Source organism: Aeromonas sp. Lyrl_2 (genome assembly GCF_051948815.1).
Taxonomy (GTDB): domain Bacteria; phylum Pseudomonadota; class Gammaproteobacteria; order Enterobacterales; family Aeromonadaceae; genus Aeromonas; species Aeromonas veronii.
In genome coordinates, this window is record NZ_JAYJLJ010000006.1 from 194,828 (window position 1) to 215,891 (window position 21,064).

The 21,064-nt window shown below is 60.5% G+C and carries 15 protein-coding genes; 3 read left to right on the plus strand and 12 right to left on the minus strand.

Going from position 1 to position 21,064, the window contains the following annotated elements; genetic code table 11:
- Positions 1-65 precede the first annotated feature (65 nt).
- The 4 genes from VF684_RS07570 to ygfK form a co-directional block, all read right to left on the minus strand.
- Positions 66-2,963, minus strand: a complete 2,898-nt coding sequence (locus VF684_RS07570; RefSeq protein WP_201912778.1) for a molybdopterin-dependent oxidoreductase Mo/Fe-S-binding subunit — start codon at positions 2,961-2,963, stop codon at positions 66-68.
- Entirely contained in the window at positions 2,960-3,736 is a 777-nt protein-coding gene (gene ygfM / locus VF684_RS07575; RefSeq protein ID WP_201912771.1) for a molybdopterin-dependent oxidoreductase FAD-binding subunit, read from the minus strand. The genes VF684_RS07570 and ygfM overlap by 4 nt, the downstream gene beginning before the upstream one ends.
- A 79-nt stretch (positions 3,737-3,815) precedes the next feature.
- Positions 3,816-5,144, minus strand: coding sequence for a putative aminohydrolase SsnA (gene ssnA / locus VF684_RS07580; protein ID WP_201912768.1), 1,329 nt, complete (start codon positions 5,142-5,144; stop codon positions 3,816-3,818).
- A 30-nt stretch (positions 5,145-5,174) separates the two neighbouring features.
- Positions 5,175-8,285, minus strand: coding sequence for a putative selenate reductase subunit YgfK (ygfK, locus tag VF684_RS07585; RefSeq protein WP_201912766.1), 3,111 nt, complete (start codon positions 8,283-8,285; stop codon positions 5,175-5,177).
- 136 nt (positions 8,286-8,421) lie between these two features.
- On the opposite strand from ygfK, the gene VF684_RS07590 reads away from it, so the two are divergent.
- Positions 8,422-8,649, plus strand: coding sequence for a hypothetical protein (locus VF684_RS07590; RefSeq protein WP_139440834.1), 228 nt, complete (start codon positions 8,422-8,424; stop codon positions 8,647-8,649).
- Between the two features lie 109 nt (positions 8,650-8,758).
- Here VF684_RS07590 and mocA read toward each other — a convergent pair whose 3' ends face one another.
- Positions 8,759-9,424, minus strand: a complete 666-nt coding sequence (gene mocA, locus VF684_RS07595; RefSeq protein ID WP_307773302.1) for a molybdenum cofactor cytidylyltransferase — start codon at positions 9,422-9,424, stop codon at positions 8,759-8,761.
- Between mocA and yqeC the strand changes: the two genes are divergently transcribed.
- Together yqeC and yqeB are read left to right on the plus strand one after the other, a co-directional pair.
- The gene (gene yqeC, locus VF684_RS07600; protein ID WP_139440836.1) at positions 9,423-10,259 is read left to right on the plus strand and encodes a selenium cofactor biosynthesis protein YqeC; all 837 of its coding nucleotides are present in this window, start codon (positions 9,423-9,425) and stop codon (positions 10,257-10,259) included. The genes mocA and yqeC overlap by 2 nt on opposite strands.
- A gap of 39 nt (positions 10,260-10,298) precedes the next feature.
- Positions 10,299-11,891, plus strand: coding sequence for a selenium-dependent molybdenum cofactor biosynthesis protein YqeB (gene yqeB / locus VF684_RS07605; RefSeq protein WP_201912762.1), 1,593 nt, complete (start codon positions 10,299-10,301; stop codon positions 11,889-11,891).
- Between the two features lie 103 nt (positions 11,892-11,994).
- On the opposite strand, the gene VF684_RS07610 is transcribed toward yqeB, so the two are convergent.
- The 7 genes from VF684_RS07610 to ygeW form a co-directional block, all read right to left on the minus strand.
- Positions 11,995-13,080, minus strand: coding sequence for a calcium/sodium antiporter (locus tag VF684_RS07610; protein ID WP_005360785.1), 1,086 nt, complete (start codon positions 13,078-13,080; stop codon positions 11,995-11,997).
- Between the two features lie 160 nt (positions 13,081-13,240).
- Positions 13,241-14,164 carry a DMT family transporter gene (locus VF684_RS07615; RefSeq protein ID WP_139440838.1) on the minus strand — a complete coding sequence of 308 codons (924 nt, stop codon included), beginning with the start codon at positions 14,162-14,164 and terminating at the stop codon, positions 13,241-13,243.
- A gap of 171 nt (positions 14,165-14,335) precedes the next feature.
- Complete coding sequence (arcC, locus tag VF684_RS07620; RefSeq protein ID WP_139440839.1) at positions 14,336-15,268, minus strand: carbamate kinase; 933 nt, start codon at positions 15,266-15,268, stop codon at positions 14,336-14,338.
- Positions 15,269-15,363: 95 nt separating this feature from the next.
- Complete coding sequence (gene hydA, locus VF684_RS07625; RefSeq protein ID WP_139440840.1) at positions 15,364-16,788, minus strand: dihydropyrimidinase; 1,425 nt, start codon at positions 16,786-16,788, stop codon at positions 15,364-15,366.
- Positions 16,789-16,898: 110 nt separating this feature from the next.
- Complete coding sequence (locus VF684_RS07630) at positions 16,899-18,116, minus strand: YgeY family selenium metabolism-linked hydrolase (RefSeq protein WP_005336806.1); 1,218 nt, start codon at positions 18,114-18,116, stop codon at positions 16,899-16,901.
- 125 nt (positions 18,117-18,241) lie between these two features.
- Entirely contained in the window at positions 18,242-19,441 is a 1,200-nt protein-coding gene (gene dpaL, locus VF684_RS07635) for a diaminopropionate ammonia-lyase (protein ID WP_139440841.1), read from the minus strand.
- 137 nt (positions 19,442-19,578) lie between these two features.
- Positions 19,579-20,766: a knotted carbamoyltransferase YgeW gene (gene ygeW, locus VF684_RS07640; protein ID WP_139440842.1), complete on the minus strand. Its 1,188-nt coding sequence runs from the start codon at positions 20,764-20,766 to the stop codon at positions 19,579-19,581.
- Positions 20,767-21,064 lie beyond the last annotated feature (298 nt).

A 21,064-nucleotide genomic window follows, 5' to 3' on the forward strand; every position in this document is an offset into this window, starting at 1 on the left:
GGAGTACTCATTCCGCCGTCAGGCGCTGGGGGCGAGCGTTCACCCGCCCCTCACCTTTTCTTTTGTTATGCCGACACTTTTTGCTCCAGCTTGCCCAGTTCGCGCAGGATCTGCTCCGGCGTGAAGTGCCACTTACGCAGCCAGACACCGCAGGCGTCATGAATGGCGGTGGCAATGGCGGGCGCCGCGCCGTTCACCCCGATCTCCGAGATGGACTTGGCGCCGTAGGGGCCAACCTTGTCGTCACTCGGTACCAGGAAGGCCCGAAAATCGCGCGGAATATCGCCAATCTTGGGCGCGCCATAGCTCTTCAGATCCCGGGTCAGCGGGATGCCCTTGCTGTCGTAGCAGATCTCTTCGGTCATGGTGTGGCCGATGGCCCGCATGGTCGCCCCGTAGATCTGGCCAAGCGCCAGCTCCGGGTTGATGGGAGTACCGCAGTCGAGCAGGGCGTAGAACTTGTCGAGGCGGATCTCGCCGGTTCTGACGTTGACCGCCACCTCGGCGAAGTTGGCACCATACGGGAAGGCAAGCTCCGAGGTGATGTAGCTGGCAGTGCCCACCAGAATACCGAAGCCGGTACCGGTCTCCGCCTTGTGGGCCAGCTTGGCAAGGGTCACCTCCCCCTGCTTGCCGCGCACTATACCCGGATGAACCAGCTCCACATCCTCCACCGGCTCGCCCAGCATGGCGGCGCCGTGGAACAGGATCTTCGCCTTGAGGTTCTCGGCCGCCATCTTGGCCGCATTGCCGGAGAAGCAGGTGCCTGACGAAGCGTAAGCCCCCTTGTCGAACAGGGCGTGGTCGGTGTCGCCAGAGATCACATGCACATCGCTGAGCGGGCAACCGAGCACCTCGGCGGTCAGCTTGGCGACCACGGTATCGAGGCCGGTACCGATATCGGCGCCACCGGAGTGGACGATAAAGGTGCCGTCCGATTCCAGCTTGACCATGCAGTTGGCCTGATCGATATCCGGGATCCCCGATTTTTGCATGATGATGGCGACGCCACGACCGATGCGCCAATCCCCGTCAGCGGGTTTGGGGCTATCCCAGGCAATCAGTTCGCGACCCTGTTTGAGGATGGGCTCGAGGGCGCAACTGGCCGCGTGGGGCACAGAAGTCGGCATCTTGCCCTCGCCGATGGCCCCCAGCACCTTGAGGATATCCCCTTCATGCACCCGGTTGTGCTCCACCATGTCGAGCTGATCGATCCCCAGTTTCTCGGCCAGTTCGGCAATCGCCATGGTCAAGGCGAAGTTGCCCTTGGGCGCGCCGTAGCCCTGATAGGCCCCGGTCGGGCAGATGTTGCTGTAGTAGGTGTTGACGGTAAAGCGCACGTTGTCGCACGGATAGAGCGGCAAAGAGAGCGCCGGGCCGTTGCTCGGTACCGTCAGAGAGTGGTTGCCGTAAGGGCCGGTGTTGGCGCGAAAATCCATATCGATGGCGGTGATGGTGCCATCTTTTTTGGCCCCCACTTTCACCTTCACCTTGGCCACGTGGCGAGAGGTGTTGCTGATGAACTCCTCTTCACGGGTGTAGCGGAAGGTGACCGGACGGCCGGTGACCTTGGTCGCCCAGGCGCACACCTCTTCCAGCAGGATGTCCTGCTTGGAGCCAAAACCGCCACCTACCCGCTCCTTGATCACGTGCACCTGATGTTGCTTGAGGCCGACGATACGCGCCACCTGACGGCGCACGTGCCACGGCACCTGAGTAGAGGCGTGAATGACCAGACGCTCCCCATCCATATAGGTGAAGCAGATGTGCGGCTCGGTCGGGCACTGCTGGGCCTGGGTCGATTCGTAGGTGCGCTCGACAATCTCGTCCGCCTCGGCAAAGCCCTTGGCCACATCGCCGATCTGGCCATGGACGCTGGCGGCCAGGTTCTCGTGGGGGCGGGAGCCGATGGGGAAGTTGATGATCATGTGCTCATCGCCGCGGCGCACCGAGCAGGCGTTCTGCTGCTCGAGATCCGCAGGCGCACCGGCCATGTAGACGATGGGCTCGTCGTGAACCAGGGGTGCGTTGGGAGCCATCGCCTCATCGATGGTCATGACCGCAGGCAGCACCTGATACTCAACCTCGATGAGTTTCAGCGCTGCCAATGCGATGGCTTCGCTCTCGGCCACCACAGCGGCAACACGATCACCGACATGGCGCACCTTGCGGCTGAACATGCGGCGATCGAGCGGTGACGGCTCAGGGGCACTCTGACCACCCGGGGTGTAAAACACATCCGGGCAGTTGAGGTGGGTGATGACATGCACAACGCCCGGCAGCGCCTCGGCGCGGCTCACATCGAGTTTGGTGATCACCGCATGGGGATGGGGACTGCGCAGCATCTTGATGATCAGTGCATCTTCAGTAACCCGATCCTCCACATAGCAGGGCTTGGCCTGCACCATCTTGGCGGCGTCCACTTTTGGGCAGCTCTTGCCGATATGGCGCAGATCGTCGCGAAACTCCGGGGCGATCTGGCACAGGTAATCGGGATCCTTCATCCGTGAGCAGGCAAGTTCGATGGCCTGATAGAACTGCTGATAACCGCCATCGCGGTGAAACAGGCCCGAGAGGGCATCGTCGATTTGATCACGGGTGGGCTCGGGGTGGCGATCAAGCAGGTCGGTGACGATGAGCGCGGCGGCCGGATCGTTGTAGCCGGACTGCACCACGCCCACATCCACCATTGCCTGCTGCACCAGACTGAGCTGGTTCCAGCTGCCCAGCGACTCGGCGGTGCGCACTTCTGATCCATCCAGCTGGGCGGCGATCAGAAGGGAGGCGTTGATCACCTTGCCGTTGAAGAGAATGGCGTCGGAGCCGGCGAAGCCGAAGCCGTCGTCGCTGTTGCGCACCGAGTGCATCCGGCACTGGTTGAACAGCACCCGCTGGGCATTGTCACCGGCCTTGCAGATGACGGTGCGCAGGGCACCGTTCAGGGTAAAGTTGAGTTCCATCATGCTTGCACCTCCTGCTGCTGGCAGTCCACCAGCAGATCCGCCACTACCACACCGGTGATATACCGCTTGTAACTCACGCTGCCCGCCAGATCCTCACGGGGCGCAATCAGCTCGCTCACGGCGGCTTCCAGCGCGGCATCGTGCAGATCGCGGCGCTCCAGATCACGCAAACGCATCGGCTGCGGGGTAACGCCAGCGACGGCCACCCGCATCTCGCCAATGCTGTCGAGGGCCACGGCGGCGGTCATCACCGCCAAGCCATCGGCGTTGCGGCTGATGCGGCGAGTGGCGCAGCGCAATTCAGGCTCCGGCAGCACAACTCCGAGCACCAGGGCATTGCGCTGGCCCGCCAGATAGGCGTCGATGGGTTGCAGCAGGTTGTTCTCCAGCACCACCACGGCTTCGAGTACCAGCAGTACCGGCAGCAAGGGTGAGTCCTGCTGCTGGCAGGCAATTTCGCCGCCGAGGGTGGCCTGATTGCGCAGATGGCGGGAGTAGACAAACCCCAGCGCCTCGCACAGGGCGGCCGGGGTACGGGGGTCGTCTTTGAGGGCTTGCAGGGTGACGGTGGCGCCGATGTGGAGTTGACCGTGCTGCTGCTCAATCTGGCCAAGTCCGAGCTTGTCCAGCGAGATGGCGACCTTCTTGTCGGTGCGGGTCGGGGCTGCGTTGAGCTTGCTGCCGCCCCCCATGTAAACGGCGTCGTTACCAAAGCGGGCCTTGAGTTCCAAAGCCTGACCCAGTTGCTCGGGTCGGAAGAATTGCTCAATCATGTGTCGTCCTTACTCTTGCTGCCCGCCGCCGGGAAAATCCACAGGGCGGGCAATCCAGTCCAAACGTGCGGAGGGGGCCTTAGGCCAGCTGATCCATCCGTTGCCACAGGCGGCTCGCCACCTTGCTGGCCTGCTGATAAATGGGCTCGACGTCAAAGGCGAACTCGCGATCCTGATAGACCATGCGCCCCTCGACCATCACGCTGTTGACCGAGGATGAGCCCATACCAAAGGCGAGATGGCCGCCGAGGTTGCGCGGCGCCAGCGGGGTCGGTGCGTCGTAGTCACAAATGGTGAGGTCGGCCTTGTATCCCGGCTCCAGGCGGCCAAATTTGGCGTCGAAGTTGCGCTCCAGCAGGGTGTTGCCGTTCCAGAGGAACCGGGCAAAGCTGTCGGGCCAGAGCGCGCCACCGGCATCCTTGTGCTTGAAGTAGGCGAACTTGAGCTCTTCGAGCATGTCGGAGCCGATGCCATCTGTGCCAAGCGCCAGATTGCGATACTCCGGCAGGTGCATGTTGTAGCCCACGTGGTTGTTCATGTTGGAGCGGGCGTTGTGCACCAGGAAGGCATCGCGGCTGTTGAGCAGCTCGATGTCAGCCGGGCTCAGGTAGATGCCGTGGGCAATCAGTGTCTTGCTGTCGACAAGGCCAAACTCGTCCAGCCGGGCGATGGGCTCCTTGCCATAGTGGTGGTGACCGTGGGCCATGTCGTAGCGGTCTTCCGCCACATGGATATGCAGCCCGCGACCGGTGACCTGCACCGCTTCGCGCAGCATGGCCAGCCCCTCGTCCGGTACCGTAAAGGGGGCGTGGGCGCCGATATGAGCCTCCACCAGATAGGGTTCGTTCCCCTTGGCCTTGGCGGCATCAATGGCCTGCGCGAACAGGATGTTCTCCTCCACCCCGGCCTGCAGCTCGGCAAGGCCGCCGTTGCGATCCGTGGTCTCGAAGCAGGTCATGCCGCGCAGGCCCGCCTCCATAAACCCTTTGCGCAGCACATTCAGGGAGCCCTTGATGAAGTTGGGCGAAGCGTGGTGGTCGATCACCGCACTGCAGCCGCTCTTGATCGCTTCCAGCGAGCAGATGAGACCGCTGTAGTAGAGGGACTCTTCATCGAGCGCCCGATCGAGCCGCCACCAGAGATTTTTCAGGGTGGAGATAAAGTCCGGGCAGGGGGCGATATTGGCCATGATCCCCCGCGACAGGCCGGAGTAGAAGTGGTTGTGGGCACAGACGATGCCCGGCATCACCAGCTTGCCGCCCATCTCCCGATAGTTGGCCTCCGGGTAGAGGGCCCGCAGATTGGGCCCCACCGCTTTGATAAGCGATCCTTCGATGGCGATATCCACCCCTTCCAGCACCCGGGTCGGCTCCAGCTGGACAGCGGTGACGTTCTTCAGAATAAACATGGTTTGCTCCTTCGCTTATTCGTGGTTCGCTCAGGCCTCGACGGCCCCCAGCAGGTAATGGTGATGAGCATGGACATGGCTGATGATCCGGCACATGTCGCCAAGGGCCGCTGGCGCATCCTTGATCCGGCTTTGGGCGTCTATGGTCAGGCGATATGTCTCGCCATCCTGACGCACCCGCAGTTCGCCACCGTCAGCCAGATAGAACCCGGGGTTGCGGCTGTTGTCGAAGTCCTCGGGCAGGCTGAAGATGGTGACCTTGTCCTGATAGGGCTTGCCTTGCCACGGGCAGAACTGGGCGCAGTTGCCACATTCGTTGCAGTAGGCATCCAGGTGCAGGGTCTGGAACTGATCCTTGAAGCCCGGTACCGCGATGGCGACGTTGGCCCGGTTGGGGCAGACATCCACGCACTTGCTGCAGAGGTAGTTGCACTCGAGGCAACGGTGCGCCTCTTGCGCCACGAAGGCATCACGCTCGCTCTTGTCAACCATGGTGACGGCGATGCTCCCCTTGCGGCGGTAGATCTCGTCTTTGCCCGACGGCTGGATGGTCACTTCACTCTGCTGGCTGGCGATATGCTCGCGAGAGAGCACCAGATCCGCGGCGCGGCGGGCACCACCGATGGCACCGACGATGGAGGATGGGCCGCTCTGCACGTCACCGATGAGGAAGACGTTGCGACGGCTGGTTTCGCCGGTCTGGCCATCCACCTCGGGCCAGCCATCGCTGCCAAGGGGAATCCCCATCGCTTTGAGCACCTCGCAGTCAGGCTGCTCGCCGATGGCGGTGATCAGGGCATCCATCTGCATCACTTCGGTCTGCTCGGTGGGCACCGGACGGCGGCGGCCCTGCTCGTCAGGTTCCCCCAGCGCCATCATCCGCACGGTAAGCTTGCCATCTTTCTCAAAGCGCTCCGGATTGGTGAGGAAGCAGAAACGCACCCCATCCTCCACCGCTTCCAGAACCTCCTCGCGATAGGCGGGCATCTCTTTTTCGCTGCGACGGTAGATAACGGTCACATCGCTGACACCGGGCACCTTGAGGGCGGCGCGGGCACAGTCCATGGCGGTGTTGCCTGCACCGATCACCGCCACATGGCGGCCCAGCGGCAGCGGTTTGCCCTGATTGAAGCTGCGCAGGAAGTTGAAGGACTTGTAGACCCGATCATGTCCACCTTCGAGGCGCATGCCGCCATTTTTGTCGGCACCGATGCCAACGAAGACATAGCTAAAGCCCTTGGCGTGCAGCTTGTCGACGGTGAGCGCCGGATCGCAGCCAAACTCGAACTTGACCCCGTGGGCGGCGACAAAGTCGATGTCGTGCTGGATCAATTCAGCCGGAATGCGGAACTCGGGGATGATGTGCTTGACCACGCCACCGGCATCGGCTTCACGCTCGAACACGGTGACCGGATGGCCGGCGCGTGCCAGGAAGTAACCGGCGGAGAGACCGGCGGGGCCTGCACCAATAACCGCAACCGGGTGCTTGTCACCGCTGCCTGCCGGCTTGTGCCAGCGGGCCTTGTACCCTTCCCAGCCCAACTCGAGGGCCACTTTTTTCAGCTCGCGGATATTGAGCGCGCTGTCGTAGTCCAGACGGGTACAGTTGTACTGGCACTGGTGATCGCAGATATGGCCGGTGATGGCGGGCAAGGCGTTGCGCTGATAAATCAGCTCAAGGGCCGCGACATACTCCCCCTCGCCCATCAGGCGAATGTACTCGGGGATATCCTGATGCACGGCGCAGGCGGTGACGCAGGGCGCTACGTAGCAGTCGGTCAGCGGCAGACCGCCACCCACTTCGATGCGATCGTCGGATTTCCACTCCTTCTGGGTGTAATCCATGGTGAGGGCCTTGGCGGCAAGCGCTTCCAGCTTGGCCACATCTACCTGACTCATGCCCCAGCTGTCGGAGGCATCTATCTCTTTGAGGCACTCAATCTGGCGCAGGTAACCACCCGGTTTCAGCAGATCAGTGGCCATGGTGATGGGACGAATGCCGGTTTCGAAGATCTCCGCGATGTTGAACTTGCTGGCGCCGCCCGAGTAGGAGATAGGCAGCTTGCCATCGAAGGCGCGGGACAGCACGGCCGCCACGTTGATGGAGAGGGGGAACAACGCACGGCCGGACATGTACATCTCATCCCCCGGCAGCGCCCCTTTGCGGTTGATGGTGCCCAGGGTGTTGGTCAGCTTGACCCCGAAGGTGAGCCCCTTCTCGGCCCCGAGCGCCATCAGACGGGTCAGCATCGCCTTGGCCTGATCCAGCTTGAGGTCGTGATCGAACGACTCTTCGCTCAGACCAATGTAATCAAAGCCACAGGTGTCGAGGATCTCGCGCACCCGCGGGTAGCCCAGCAGGGTCGGGTTCAGTTTGACGAAGGTGTTGAGCCCCTTCTCTTCCAGCATGTAGCGGCAGATGGCCTCAATTTCATTCGGTGGGCAGCCGTGCATGGTGGAGAGAGTGACGCCGTGAACCAGATTGGCCGGGATGCGATCCACCAGCTGTTGCAGGCGATCGCGGCGCGCCCCCAGTCCTAGCTCGGCGATAAACTGCTCGTCGGCCACCAACTCGCGCAGCACCTGCTGGAACTCGGCAAATTTCGGACTTTGACTGGCATCCATCAGGCTGTGGATAAACTGCTGCATCGGTGGCTGTTTGATGCCATCGAGGTTGTAACCCACGCTCATGTTGAAAATGAAGGACTTGGCCTCTCCGTCGAGGCGCGGGTCGAACACCTCCTCCAGCAGATAGAGGGCAAACCAGGCTTTAAGATACTCGTCAAACGCCTTGGGCAGGGTGAACTCGGTAGACCACTCTGTGTTGAAGCACTCGTCTTCGGCATCGATGCAGGGCTTTTCCAGTTCGAGACGGTCCAGGATCTGCACCGTCTTGAGCTCGATAAAGCGCCCGCCGGTCAGCCAGGAGGTGACGATATTCTGAGCCAATTGGGTATGGGGGCCGGCTGCCGGGCCAATGGGGGTCTCGCAGGTTTCACCGAACACCTTGATCTTGCGCTCGTCCTGCTTGCGATAAAATTGTGCGGCGGGAATACCGAAAATAGTCTGACTCTCTTTATATTCCGCAAAAATACGGGTCAGCAGATTCTTGAAGGGAACGGGTCGCATAATATCGCCCATGGCTATCTCCTTGCAGCTGTTCTGCGCATTGGCAGCATGAATAAATGGGGTATCCCGCACGGGCATTACCCCTTGGCAAGGAGAGGAGCAACTATCAGGCCACTCCATCGGCAAAACTATTTTTTAGGGTAAAAGCGTGAGATGGCTCGAATTAATGAAGGCGGTTTGGCATGTCGCCATTATGATTAATGAGAGTGGTTCTCACTCACTTGAAATTTTATTCAAGGCAATGCCAGAGAAAAATGAAAAGTATCAAATCGGCAGCGATAAATATCACTTTGATAGGGTAAAAATCATCCAGCATTATCGCAAGCCAGCCCCGACCAATATGGCCGGGGTTTGCTTAAAAGTCACTGCTATATAAAAGGCGGTCGTCGCTATTTCGGTTTATCCAAAGGCTGCGAGATGACTCGGCGTTACCGCCCCGCTGGCTGCCATTGCACGCAGAGGGAGGTGGGCCCCAACGATGCGACTCAGCCCTGCTCGGTCGTAAACTCGTCGGCAGAACGCAGCTCCAGTTCGCCATGGATCAGCGCCTGATAGCGCTCGGGGGTATCGATATCAAAGAGGATGGCAGGACTCTCGACCGGTATGGTGCGATGGGGACGTTGCAGCAACCAGCGGCGCACCGAACCCTGTGCCGGCGCGGCAGCCAGCTCCCTTGCGAGGGATTTTGGCAGCAAGACCGGGTGGCCCGCCTCCCCCTCAAAGCTCGGGAACAGGGCGAACTCTCCGCGCGCCAGCCACAACTGTTGATAGACCTCGCGCGGGATACAGGGCAGATCCCCGTGGCTGATAAAGAGGTAGTCAGCGTCACTGGCCGCCAGAGCGCAGCGGATTGAACTGCCCAGCCCCAACTCATAGTCAGGGTTGTGGACGATGAGGATGTCGGGGCGATTCTCATAACAGGCAGCGAGCTCGGCCCCGCGATGGCCCACGACCAAAATAATCCGGGAACAGAAGGCCTGGGCATTTTTGAGACTTGCATCAAGAATTGTCCCCGAGCCATAAGGTAGCATCATTTTCCATGCCCCCATGCGGGATGACAAACCTGCTGCGGTAATTATACAGTCACACTGTTCATGCCCCCGAGCCTGCACCTTTTCATTCACCTCGCTATTTATTTCGGTCATTGCCATGTCCTTGCCACACTCTGTTATTCACGCGTTTCCGGATATTGGTTCGCTTTTAAATCCACTGCTTGAAAATAGTGACAACCATACCACGCTAATTAGCCTTTGTGGTGCCGGCGGAAAAACCAGCACCCTGTTCTGGCTGGCGGAATATTTTTATAAGCAGGGTAAAAAGGTGCTAATTACCACCACCACCCGGATGTTTCTGCCAGCCCCGTCACACTATCGGGAATTGATTATCGAGACGGATCCCGTTCGTCAACTTACCCGCTGTCAGGCTCTGCCGGATGGCCCGACCCTGGTTGCCCTGTTCAGCCATCTCGACGAGCGCACCGGCAAGGTTGCAGGGCCGGATCTGCGCCAAATCGACCTGCTCAAAGGACAGCAGCGCTTCGATCTCATCCTGGTCGAAGCGGATGGCGCCCATCACAAGTTATTGAAAGTGCCCGCTTTGCACGAACCTTGCATTCCACACCAGAGTGACTGGGTGATCGCCCTGCTGGGCAGCGCCATGGTGGGAGCCAATGCCGAACCGGCGCAGATCCACCGCTGGGCTGAATTGCAGGCCCTGTGCGGGATTGCGGCGGGTGAGCCACTTGACTGGGCACTGTTTGACAGGCTGATCTCCCACCCCGAGGGGGTGTTCAAGGGCACCCCGCCCGGGGCGCGCCGGATCTGGTTTATCAATGGCGATTATCAAAATGAGGCGTCGTGGCTGGCGGAATTGATAAAGCTGCAGAGCCGCCACCCCGAGATCCACGCCATCTGGCAGGGGGCCGTGCGCGAATCCCCCCCCATCCGTCACCTGATCTGCACAGCTCCGCACGGGGAGGCGCTTTAGCCTCACCCCTGACGTTTTAAGGATGAAAAGAGGTACCTTATGAATCTGTTTGCACACGCAGCCCGACTGGAACAGGAGAACACGCCGTTTGCCATGGCCCAGATCATCGAGAGCCGGGGCTCCACCCCGCGCCATCAGGCCCAGATGCTGGTGATGGCCGATGGCCAGATCCTCGGTACCATCGGCGGCGGCATGATCGAGCGGCTGGTGATCGAGGAAGCGATGGCCGCCATTGCCGAACGCAAGCCCCGTATCTTCCACGGCCGGATGGCACGCAACGGTGAGAATGCGGTCGGGTCGGATTGCGGTGGTGCCATGTCGGTCTATATCGATGTCTATGGTCTGCGACCACGGCTGGTGCTCATTGGTGCCGGCCACGTCAACCGGGCTGTGGCCCATGCTGCGGCGCCACTCGGCTTTGATGTCCATGTAGGGGATTGCTTCGAGGGGAGCCTCAACCCTGACCTCTTCCCAGCCGGTACCCATCTGGTGCAGGCCGATACCATCAGCGCGGTGATCGAGAAACTGGCCATCGAGCCCGCCAACTTCGTCATCATCGCCACCAACCATCAGGACAAGGAGGCGCTGGATCGGCTCATCAGCCGTCCCCTCGCCTATCTGGGGCTGCTCGCCAGCAAGCGCAAGGTGCAGACCTTCACCCAGGCACTGCGCCAGCAAGGGGTGAGCCAGGAGCAACTGCAGCAGCTGCACGCCCCCATCGGCTACAACATAGGTGCCGAGACGCCCGAGGAGATCGCCATCAGCATCCTAGCCGAGCTGCTGCAGGTGAAAAATGGCAAGGCCGGTGGGCTAATGCAGGACGATGTTCGCCTCAAGCGGGATCAGCTGGTGGTGATGCGCGGCTCCGGCGACATCGCCACCGGCGTCGCGCTGCGGCTGCACAATGCCGGCTTCAAGGTGGTGATGCTGGATCTCGACAAGCCCACCGTGATCCGCCGCACCGTCGCCTTCGCGCAAGGGATGTTTGATGGTGAAACCAGCGTCGAGGGTGTGCGCGCCAAGCGGGTCGAGAGCGTTGAGCAGGCGTTCGAGCAGCTGGATCGGGGCGTCATTCCGCTGCTGGTTGACCCCGACTGCGCCACCCTCGCCGAGCTCAAGCCCCGCTATCTGGTGGATGCCATTTTGGCCAAACAGAACCTAGGCACTCACAAGGAGATGGCCCCCATTACGGTGGCCCTTGGCCCGGGGTTTGAGGCGGGGCGCGACTGCGATGCGGTCATTGAGACCAACCGCGGTCATCATCTGGGCCGGGTCATCTATCAGGGCCCTGCTCAGCCCAATACCGGCATTCCCGGGGTGATCGAGGGACACTCCGCCCGCCGGGTGGTGCGCGCCCCTGTCGCCGGGGTGATGAAGAGCATTATCAAGCTCGGTGATCTGGTGCAGGAGGGGGATGTGATCGCCCATGTGGGGGACGCCCCCATTATCGCGCCGCTCTCCGGTATGGTGCGGGGGCTGCTCAGCGATGGCATTGAGGTGACCATCGGCTTCAAGATCGGTGACATCGACCCCAGAGGCGAGCGGGCCGACGCAACTACGGTATCGGACAAGGCTCGCGCCATCGGCGGCGCCGTGCTGGAGGCCATGATGCATCTGGCCCAGCGCCGATAACGGCTCTTCGCGTCCCCCCCACCAAGCAAAAGCCCCTCCATGATGGTGGGGCTTTTTTCCGCCTGTCGGTTGATGCAGCTCCTTTACATCAGGAGAACCTGCATCACGACCGGGTTCGTTGCAACCGCCAGGCTCGCACCGCCAGCACAACCAGAGTGATGGCGGTGAGCGGCAACACAAAACCGGTCAGCGCTGCACTGAACTGACCTTGCAGCGGACTGGATGTGGCGTGGAGGATCAGCCAGCAGGTGTAGCCGATGTAGTAGGCCAGAAACAGCGCCCCTTCCCAGCGGGCGATGGTGTAACCGGTAAAGAAGATGGGCAGGCAGGCAAGCGCCACCGCAATCATTACCGGAATATCGAACTGAAGGGCGGTGGCCGACACTTCAAGCCCACCGGGAGTGACGATGGAGGTAAGCCCCAGCACGCAGAGGATATTGAAGATATTACTGCCCACCACGTTACCCACAGCGATATCCCGCTCCCCGCGCAGGGCTGCAACGATGGAGGTCACCACTTCGGGCAAGGAGGTACCGGCCGCCACTATGGTCAAGCCGATGATTAGATCGCTCACCCCGAAGTAGTGGGCAATCTCCACCGCACTGCCAACCAGCAGGCGGGAGCCGAGGATCAGCAGACCCAGACCTGCGGCAATAAAGAGCAGATTGCGCAACCAGTTGCCCGCCGTACTCGCTTCACGGGTACCAAACTCCTGCTCGTACTCCGCCTGCACCGCTTTGTTTTCCCGTCGACTCTGGACAAAGAGAAACCCGGTGTAGGCGATGATGCCGGCAAACAGCAGCGCCCCTTCCAGTGGCGCAATACGGCCATCGTAGCCCAGCAACAACACCAGAAAAGAGACCACTATCATCAAGGGCACATCGAGACGTACCAGTTGCTGGGAGACGGTCAACGGTACGATCAGTGCCGAAATACCTAAAATAAACAGCACGTTGAAAATATTGCTGCCGACCACGTTTCCCACCGCTATCCCTGCCTGCCCCTCGAGGCCAGACTGGATGCTCACCGCCAGCTCGGGAGCACTGGTCCCAAAGGCCACTATGGTCAATCCCACCACCAGTGGCGATATCCCCATCATGGTGGCGAGGCGAGATGCGCCCCGCACCAGAGATTCGGCCCCCACCACCAGACACACCAGGCCTACAGCCAACCACACCAGCGTCATCATACGGTCTCATCCTTGCCGTTAGGTTCGTTGAAATAATCACAATAAATCAGATACCTGTGCTCCAGCACAGTCAGACCACGCCATTGTAACGAGGGGCTGGTCCCCTGTCGCGGGCTCTTTTGAGTGCCGTTTATCGTGCCACTGGCAGCCCAGTCACCACTCAACCATGCTTGATGCGAGTCTCCCCCGCCACCGACACCACGGAGCGTTTGCCCTTGCGGCTAATCACCAACAGCGCCAGCACGATAAGGGCGATACCGCTCCCCTCCACCGGCCCCGGATTTTCGCCGAGCAGCCACCAGGAGAGCAGCACGCCGGTCACCGGCACCGCCAGAGTGCTAAGGCTGGCGATACCCGCTGGCAGTTTTTTCAGCACAAACAGCCAGAGACTCCAGGCGATGGCGGTGGCGAAGATGGCGCTATAGGCCAGCGCCCCCATCACGTAGGGCTGCCAGTCGATGGGGCGCTCCGGCACCAGCGCCGCCACCAGCGCCATCACTATGGTTGCGTAGATCATCTGCCAGGTGGTGAGGGACATCAGATCCACCCCGGGATGGCGGGCATACATCCGCTTGGCGATGATGGCGCTGATCCCCCAGCAGATACCGGAGGCAATCCCCAGCAGCGCACTCTTCATGGAATCCAGGTGCAGTTGCCAGGGCTCGATCACCAACAGCAGCCCGCAGGCGGCCACTCCGACCGCCAGATAGTGCAGCTTGCGCATCCGCTCACCGAGAAAGAGCGCCGCGAAGATCACCACCCAGAACGGCATGGTATAACTCAAAATGGCCACCTTGCCCGCCCCGCCGCTGATCAAAGCCCACTGGGCCAACCCCACCATGCCGCAGGTCTGGAACAGGGCGATGGCGAGGGTATAGCGAAACGGGGTGGGTTTGAGATAACGGCGCCCGCGCAGGGCCAATACCAGCAGCAGAACCAGAGATCCGCACAGGCAGCGCAGGGCGGTGAACTCGAAGGCTCCCGCGTAGAGCATCACCTGCTTCATCACGATCCAGCTGTAACTCCAGATGGCGGTGAGCAGGATCAATCCCACCAGCGCCGCCATATTGATCTTTCCGCTCATTTGTTTGTTACTCACCTCTTGTCACTCATTGCGCCGGGTCTGTTCTCGGCGTCTTGCCCGCGCTTGAAGGCGGCCATCTTACGCCGCTCATCCTCCGCTGGCCATGACTGCCCCAAAATGAACAAGGGGGCCGTCGGCCCCCGCAATCACACTCAACCCGTGCTGGAACACCTAGCGGCTGATAAGGGTTCCCGTCTTGCCGGCAATGCCGTCGGCGGCCTTCTCCAGCAAGGTGATCAGGGATTTGCGCCCCGGCATGGAGGTCGCGAACGAGAGCGCCGCCTCCACCTTGGGCAGCATGGATCCCTTGGCAAACTGCCCCTGTGCAATAAAGCTGTTGGCATCGGCGACGCTCAGCTGATCGAGCCACTGCACATCGGGCTTGCCGAAGTTGATGGCCACTTTCTCTACCGCGGTAAGGATGATCAGCATATCGGCGTCGATAAGCTCCGCCAGCTTGGCACTGGCCCAATCCTTGTCTATCACCGCACTGGCACCGCGCAGGTGATTGCCCTCCCGCAGCACCGGAATGCCGCCGCCACCGACGGTGATCACCACCTGACCGGCAGCCAGCATGGCAGAGACGGTCTCTTTCTCGATGATATCGACGGGTTTGGGGGATGCGACCACCCGGCGATAGCCACGGCCGGCATCCTCTTTTAGCCGCTCGCCCCTGGCCATCAATGCTTCGGCCTCCTCCTTGCTGAAGAAACCGCCGATGGGTTTGCTGGGGTCCTGGAAGGCGGGATCGTTTTTATCCACCTCAACCTGGGTCACCAAGGTAGCAACCGGCTTGTGAATACCACGCGCCAGCAAGGCCTCGCGCAGGGCGTTTTGCAGGTCATAACCGATATAACCCTGACTCAGGGCCACGCAGACCGACATGGGCAGATGGGGCGCCTTGGAGTCGTGGCGGGCCGCCACCTCGAACGCCTGCTGGATCATCCCTACCTGCGGGCCGTTGCCGTGGGTCACCACAACTTCATGCCCCTGGGCGAGCAGGTCGGCAATGGTGCCTGCCGTGCTCTGCACCGCCTTCATCTGCTCGGGCAGGTTGTTGCCCAGAGCGTTGCCCCCCAGGGCCAGTACGATACGCTGTTTCATCTTGTTATCTCCAGTGATGGGACAAGCCGGCGCAATACCGGCCCACCTTTCGTTGTTCACATAACCTTGCTGCTCTGCGTGTTTCGAACGGATTGTCAGCCTGCAGCCGCGGGACAAGGCGAGTGCAGATCCGGCGCCAACGCCGGATCAAAGGGCGCTCTGGCCAGAAAACGGCCGTGACCACGCCGCCCCAGAAACTCGCCATCACGGGCCACTATCTCGCCGCGACTGAGGGTCATCCTGATCTGGCCGGGACAGCGCATCCCCTCGTAAGGGCTGTAGTCGCCGTTGTCATGCAGGGCGACGTGACGGATCTGGGTCTCGCCACGGGGATCCATCAGCACCAGATCGGCATCAGACCCCGGTTGCAGGTTGCCCTTGCGCGGCCAGAGGCCAAACAGGCGCGCCGGATTGGCGCTGGTGAGAGCTACAAAGCGAGATGGCGAGATACGCCCGCCCAACACCCCTTGGGCAAACAGCAGCAGCATCCGGTTCTCGACGCCCGGCAAGCCGTTGGGGCAGCGGCTGAAATCGCCCCCCGAGAGGGTCATGCGCTGGGCATGGGAGAAGTTGCAGTGATCGGTCGCCACCGTATCGATGTCGCCAGCAGCGATACCGACCCACAGCTTGTCCTGCTCGCGGCGCGAGCGCAGCGGCGGGCTCAGCAGATAGTCGACCCCGTTCTCCTTGTAATAACACTGCTCATCGAGCAGCAGATATTGCGGGCAGGTCTCCACCCAGACCGGCTGACCCTGACGACGCGCCAGTTTCAGATACTCCAGTCCCAAGCCATTGGAGAGGTGGACGATATAGAGTGGCGCATTGCCAGCAAGTCCGGCCAGATTGATCATCCGGGCGATCGCCTCCGCCTCGCACTCCATTGGGCGGCTTTGCGGGTGATACCAGGGTTCATGGTGACCGGCGGCCAATAGGGCCGCCCGGCGCGCCGCGATGGCGGCATCGTTCTCGGGATGGACGGTGGCAAGCGCCCCCACCTCCTTGAGGCGGGCCAGCGCGCGCAACACATCGTGATCTCCGAGCTTGTACTGGTAGGTGAGATAGAGCTTGAAGCTGCTGATCCCCTCCTCCTGCACCATGGCGGCCATCTCGTGGAGGATGGCGTCATCCACATGCTGGACAACGCCGTGAAAGCTGTAGTCGATCACCGCCTGATCGGCGGCATAGTCGTGATAGCGGGCCAGCTGGTGATGCAGGTTACACCCCGCCGGGCCAAATCCCATGTGATCGACGATGGTGGTGGTGCCACCACAGGCGGCGGCACGGGTACCGCTGAAAAAGTCATCGCAACTGCGGGCAATGCCCACATCGATGTTGAAGTGGGTATGGACGTCGATGCCACCCGGCATCACATAACAGCCGCTGGCATCGATCACTTCGGTCTCGCCATCGGGCTGGATAGCGGCGGCCCGCTCAAGGATCACCCCGTGCTCGATCAGCAGCTCCTGACGATATTCACCCTGCGCATCGACCAACACGCCGTTCTTGATCAGCCGTTTCATCCCCACCACCTCGAATGCATTTTGCCTTCAAACAGCAAGGCCCCGCCTCAATGGAGACGGGGCACTTGCAACAGCCGGGCGGCGATGGCAGTCACCACCCGGCAGACCCCTTACTTGTCCAGCTCGGCCAGATAGAGCATGGGGATCACGGCGTACATGGCGGCGCACTTGACCAGATGCTCTTTCCAGGTCTTCTCATTCGGCGCGTGGGCCTCCGGCTCTTTACCCGGGCCAAAACCGATGACCGGAATACCGTGGCGCCCCATGATGGAGACCCCGTTGGTCGAGAAGGTCCACTTGTCCACCACCGGCTCCTTGTTGAACAGCTCGCGATAAGCCTTGGAGAGGGTTTTGACGGTGATGTGATCCTCTTCCACCTTCCAGGTCGGGAAGTAGCACTCGGTCGGGTAGACCAGACCGGTGTAGGCCGGACGATCGTACTGGTACATGGAGACCTCGGCACCGGCGGCTTGCACCGCTGGCAGGGCACGGATCTCGTCGAGCGCCCCTTGCCAGGTCTCGCCCCAGGTGAGGCGGCGGTCGATGGAAACTGCGCAGCTGTCCGCCACGGCGCAGCGGCTTGGCGAAGTGAAGAAGATCTCGGAGACGGTCAGGGTGCCCTTGCCGAGGAAGTCGTCATGACCGAGGTTGTGGCTCAGCTCCTGCAGCTCGCCAAGAATGGGGCCCATCTTGAAGATGGCGTTGTCACCACGCTCCGGCGCAGAGCCGTGGCAACTGACCCCCTGCACTTCCACACGGATCTCCATGCGGCCACGTTGGCCACGGTAGATCTGGCAGTCGGTCGGCTCGGTACTGACCACGAACTCGGGGCGGATCTTGCTCTGCTCGATGATGTACTGCCAGCAGAGACCGTCGCAGTCCTCTTCCTGCACGGTACCGGTCACCAGCAGGGTGTACTGATCTTCCAGCCCCAGATCCTTGATGATCTTGCCCGCATAGACCATGGAGGCCATGCCGCCTTCTTGGTCAGATGCGCCGCGGCCACCGATGATCTCGTGATCTTCCATCCCCTCATAGGGGTCGAAGGTCCAGTTGGCGCGGTTGCCGACACCGACGGTATCGATGTGGGCATCCATGGCGATCAGGTGCGGGCCGTGGCCGATATAACCCAGCACGTTGCCCATGGGGTCGATCTCGACCTTGTCGAAACCAACCTTCTCCATCTCCTGCTTGATGCGCAGCACGACGCGCTCTTCATCGCAGCTCTCGCTCGGGATGGCGATCATGTCGCGCAGGAACTGACTCATCTCGGCCTTGTACTGGTAGGCCTTCTCCAACACCATTTCAAACGGAATTTGCTTGCTCATTGTGATTCTCCATAACAACTGAGAGTGCGCGGCCTGTTCATCGGCAGCGCCCTGTGCCCGTTACCGCACCCCGTTGGCGAGGTGCGATCAGTTCTCCAATTCGTGTCTCTGCTCTGGCGGGAGAGTTAGTCGCAGGCAGGATGCTTGCCTTCCCACACCACTTCCCGGTAGTGGGTCACATCGGTGTCCCCTTCGGTGTTGATGATCAGCACCACGGAGTCGCGACTTAGCCCGAGACGTTCCATCAGCGCCGCGCGATCCGGGTGGTGACGCACTGCCGCCAGCACGCCGGTACCGACCGAGCCGGACTCACCGGAGATGATGCGCGGATCATTGCCAAGGGGGTTGCCGAGCACTCTCATGCCCAGCGCCGACACCTTGTCGTGACAGGAGATGAACTGGGTGGTGCAGCTTCTGAGCAGCGGCCAACCGAGGGGGTTGGGTTCGCCACAGGCGAGACCGGCCATGATGGTGCGCATATCGCCCCCCACGTTGACCATCTCCCCCGCCACACCGGAGCGGTAGATGCAGTCGGCCTGATCCGGTTCGACCACGATACTGTGCAGGTTTTTCGCCCCGAAGCAGTCCACCAGATAACCGAGCACACCGCCCGCCAGCGCCCCGACCCCGGCCTGCAGCAGCACGTGGGTGGGCTGCTTGATGCCCATGGCCTGCATCTGCTCGACCGCTTCGTCGGCCAGAGTGGAGTAACCCTGCATGATCCAGGTCGGGATCTTGGTGTAACCCTCCCAGGCGGTGTCTTGCACTATGTGCCAGCCGCGCTCTTCGGCCATCTTCATGGTGAGGCGCACGGTGTCGTCGTAGTTCATGTCGGTGACGATGCACTCGGCACCGAGATTGAGGATGTGCTCCACCCGCTCCTGCGCCGAGCCCTTGGGCATGTAGACCACCGCATGCTGGCCCACCTGCTTGGCGGCCCAGGCAACGCCACGACCGTGGTTGCCATCTGTGGTGGTGGCGAAGGTCATCGGCTCCTTGATGGTGCGTTTGATGAGATCGAAGGAGAAATCCTCGATGGCCACCCCATATTTTTCACAGAGCAGGTTGGCGATGGCATAAACGCCACCCAGCATCTTGAAGGCGTTGAGGCCAAAGCGCTTTGACTCGTCCTTGACCAATATATTTTTCACCCCGATATAGGCGGCCAGATCTTTCAGGTCGCACAATGGGGTCGGTTCATAACCGGCCAGTTTTTTATGAAAAGCGCGAGCCTTTTGTGCTTCGGCGCGAGAAAAAAGCGGAGATGGCTCGGCGGTAAAAAAGCGGTTATCGGCAATATCCATCTTCAGCGAAAATTGGGACATGCTTACCTCACTAGGCGTTACCTGACAAAGAGCTGCCTCGCCGGGAGATCCGTTATTCAGATACCACGGAGAGAAAACTCAAAATAATGGGTTCGACAGTGTAGGCAGGATGAATATTCACCCTGCCCTGCCGTTATTTATTTCACCCGCTTTTGCGCCTCTTTAATCAGATTTTCCAGGGTTTCTGCCGGGGCGGAGAATTTACGGGCCATGATCATGGCGGCGATAATATAGGGCTTCCAGCTCGCCTCTTTGTAAGTGGCGATACGGTATTTCTCGAATACCCCTTCGGTTACTTCGCCCTCTTTGCAGGAAACGCCGGAAATATCGGCCGGCAGGCAGTGCATATAGAGCGCTTCGCCCCCCTTGGTGAGCTTCATCATCTCCTCGGTGCAGTGCCAATCCTTGTGCTTGGCGTTCTGCTCAAGGCAATGTTTCTCCAGATCTTTCAGGCCGGCGTGGTCATTGGCACGCAGCAACTCGGTGCGCTGCTCCATCACCTTGTAGGGAGCCCAGGACTTGGGATAGACGATATCGGCATCCTTGAAGGCCTCTTCCATGGAGGTGACCTGGCGGAAGCTGCCACCGGATGCCTTGGCATTCTCCTTGGCCACTTCGATCACGTCCGGGATCAGGTCATACCCTTCCGGGTAGGCCAGGGTCACGTCCATCCCAAAACGGGTCATCAGGCCGATGATGCCCTGCGGCACGGAGAGCGGCTTGCCGTAGCTCGGGGAATAAGCCCAGGTCATCGCAATCTTCTTGCCCTTGAGGTTTTCCAGGCTACCGAAGTGCTCCTGCAACCAGGCCAGATCAGCCATGGACTGGGTCGGGTGATCAATGTCGCATTGCAGGTTGACCAGCGCCGGACGCTGGGGCAGCACCCCCTTCTCGAACCCTTCATCCAGTGCGGCGCCCACTTCGCGCATATAGGCGTTACCGGCACCGAGGAACATGTCGTCACGGATGCCGATTGCATCGGCGCAGAAAGAGATCATATTGGCCGTTTCACGGACGGTTTCGCCATGGGCGATCTGGGATTTGCCCTCATCCAGATCCTGCTGGGCCAGACCGAGCAGGTTCAGCGCAGAGGCGTAAGAGAAGCGGGTTCGGGTGGAGTTATCGCGGAAAACCGAGATACCGAGCCCGCTGTTAAACAGTTTGGTGCAGATATTTTCGGCGCGCAGGGTCTTGAGTGATTCGGCCAGTTTCAATACCAGCTCCAGCTCCTGAGGGGTTTGCTCCCAGGTCAGCAGAAAATCTTTTTCATGCAGGTTGGATTTGAGTGCTCTGATCTCTTTGATTAATTCGTTAACTGCTTTCATCGTTCGCCCCAATCATTGGATGAGATATGGATAGCTCCCCTTTCACTCACGATGTCACCAGCATCCCGGTTGTGGGTGAGCGCGTCGGTTAGCGTCGATATGAGGCAATCAATAACCGTGCCAAACCAATAAAATGCAGGCAGATATTAATAAATGGCAAAAGTGTGTGATGCCACCCACAAAATCAGCGGCTATTTCAGCGGTTTATTCCATAAAAGGATGGATAGGGTGGCCAAGCGATAAAATAGCAAGGTGATAATAATCAGAGACGATATCTCGGCATCGGTGAGAATTATCA